We start from the raw sequence: 2413 nt of genomic DNA, 5'->3' as shown, positions 1-2413 counted from the left end.
ATCCTGTCCTATCTGGTCTGGCTGCATCACTTTTTCACCATGGGATCGGGAGCGAGCGTCAACTCGTTCTTCGGCATCACAACGATGATCATTTCGATCCCGACAGGCGCCAAGATATTCAACTGGCTGTTCACCATGTACCGCGGCCGCATCCGCTTCGAACTGCCGATGATGTGGACGGTCGCCTTCATGCTGACCTTCGTCGTCGGCGGCATGACCGGCGTGCTGCTCGCGGTTCCGCCGGCCGACTTCGTGCTCCACAACAGCCTGTTCCTGGTCGCGCATTTCCACAACGTCATCATCGGCGGCGTGCTGTTCGGCCTGTTTGCCGGCATCAGCTACTGGTTCCCCAAGGCATTCGGCTTCCGGCTCGATCCGTTCTGGGGAAAGATGTCGTTCTGGTTCTGGGTGGTCGGCTTCTGGTTCGCCTTCATGCCGCTCTACATCCTCGGCTTGATGGGCGTAACGCGCCGGCTGCGCACCTTTGAGGATCCCTCGCTGCAGATCTGGTTCATTGTCGCCGCCTTCGGCGCCTTCCTGATCCTGCTTGGGATCCTATCCTTCCTCATCCAGATCTTCGTCAGCGTGCGCCGGCGCGAGCAGCTTCGCGACGATACCGGCGATCCGTGGGACGGGCGCACCCTCGAATGGGCAACCTCGTCGCCGCCCCCGGCCTACAATTTCGCCTTCACGCCCGTCGTCCACGATCTCGACGCCTGGGCGGACATGAAGAATCGCGGCTACCAGCGTCCGTTGACGGGCTTCCGCGACATCCACATGCCGCGCAACACCGGAGCCGGCGTCGTCCTGGCCGGGTTGAGCGTGGTGCTTGCCATGGCGCTCATCTGGTACATCTGGTGGCTGGCGATCGTCAGCTTCGTCGCACTGATCGGCTACGCCATCGCGCATACCTTCAACTACGACCGGGACTTCCACATTCCGTCCAGTGACGTCACCCGCGTCGAGGACGAGCGGACACGCCTGCTCGCAGCCACCAGCCAGGCGGGATAAGCACCATGGCACACGCCGACACGGTGATCGACGACACGGTCTTCCACCTGGAAGACGACCACGGCCATGCCGAGAGCGGCAGCAGCACCATGCTCGGCTTCTGGATCTACCTGATGAGCGACTGCCTCATCTTCGCGATGCTGTTCGCGGTCTACGGCGTGCTCGGTGGCAATTACGCGGCCGGACCCGCGCCGAAGGACCTGTTCGATCTTCCGCTGGTCGCGCTGAACACCACCATGCTGCTCCTGTCCTCCATCACTTACGGCTTCGCGATGCTGGAGATGGCGAAGGGACGGGTGAAACCCATGCAGGTGTGGCTGGTGATCACTGGCCTGTTCGGCCTCGCCTTTCTCAGCATCGAACTCTACGAATTCGCCCATTTCATCCACGAGGGGGCGACGCCGCAGCGCAGCGGCTTCCTGTCATCGTTCTTCACGCTGGTCGGAACGCACGGCCTGCACGTCACCTTCGGCCTGGTCTGGCTGGTGGTGCTGATGGTGCAGGTCTCCAGGCACGGGCTGATCGCCGCGAACCAGCGGCGCCTGATGTGCCTGAGCATGTTCTGGCACTTCCTTGACGTCATCTGGATCGGCGTCTTTACCTTCGTTTATCTGATGGGAATGTTGCGATGAGCGCCGGCCACCACACAGACACCAGCGACCAGAGCCACGCGCGTCACGGCGTCGATCACGGCTCGCTGCGCGGCTATCTGACAGGCTTCGGCCTGTCCGTCGTGCTGACCGCCATTCCCTTCTGGCTGGTCATGACCAACGCACTCGGCAATCAGATGGCTTCGGCGATTGCCATCATGGCCTTCGCCGTCGTGCAAATCATCGTCCACATGGTGTTCTTTCTGCATATGAACACCAGGTCGGAGAGCGGCTGGACCATGATGGCCCTGATCTTCACCCTCATCCTGGTGGTGATCGCGCTGACGGGCTCGCTCTGGGTCATGTACCATCTGAACGCCAACATGATGCCCGGCCATGACATGAGTCAGATACCCTGAGAGAGGGACCTGGCTTTGGATGAACAGGCGCGGACGACACCGCATTCGAATACAGGCGACGGCCAAAGGGTTACGCGTTCACCATGGACGCTGTTGGTGCTTTGCCTTTACGGTGCCATCGGCGTCGCAGGGTTCTCGGCGCTCGGTATCTGGCAGCTGGAGCGCCGCGTCTGGAAGCTCGACCTGATCGAGCGTGTCGACCAGCGTCTCAAGGCGGTACCTGTGGCCGCCCCGGCGCCTTCGGCCTGGCCAGAGATCAACGCCAGGGATGACGAGTATCGCCAGCTTGCCGTCACGGGCCGGTTTCTCGGTGATCGCGAGACCCTGGTCCAGGCGGTCACCGATCGCGGCGGTGGTTTCTGGGTAATGGCGCCGTTCCGAGCGGATGATGGC

At 62.1% G+C, this 2413-nt stretch carries 4 protein-coding genes; all 4 read left to right on the top strand.

Annotated features, from left to right (window positions below):
• Positions 1–1011 (top strand): cbb3-type cytochrome c oxidase subunit I (locus tag EOD15_RS32855; RefSeq protein ID WP_185929143.1); only part of this gene is annotated, 1011 nt, incomplete at its 5' end.
• 5 nt (positions 1012–1016) lie between these two features.
• Entirely contained in the window at positions 1017–1643 is a 627-nt protein-coding gene (cyoC, locus tag EOD15_RS32850) for a cytochrome o ubiquinol oxidase subunit III (protein ID WP_127270912.1), read from the top strand.
• Positions 1640–2020 (top strand): cytochrome o ubiquinol oxidase subunit IV, encoded by a 381-nt coding sequence (cyoD, locus tag EOD15_RS32845; protein WP_127270910.1) that lies wholly within the window; start codon positions 1640–1642, stop codon positions 2018–2020. Before cyoC ends, cyoD begins: the two co-directional genes overlap by 4 nt.
• Before the next feature lie 96 nt (positions 2021–2116).
• On the top strand, positions 2117–2413 hold a 297-nt coding region (locus tag EOD15_RS32840; RefSeq protein WP_281035593.1), incomplete at its 3' end, for an SURF1 family cytochrome oxidase biogenesis protein.

The organism is Mesorhizobium sp. M7A.T.Ca.US.000.02.2.1, assembly GCF_003996995.1.
In the GTDB taxonomy this organism is placed as follows: domain Bacteria; phylum Pseudomonadota; class Alphaproteobacteria; order Rhizobiales; family Rhizobiaceae; genus Mesorhizobium.
This window is presented reverse-complemented; position numbering and strand designations above follow the sequence as displayed.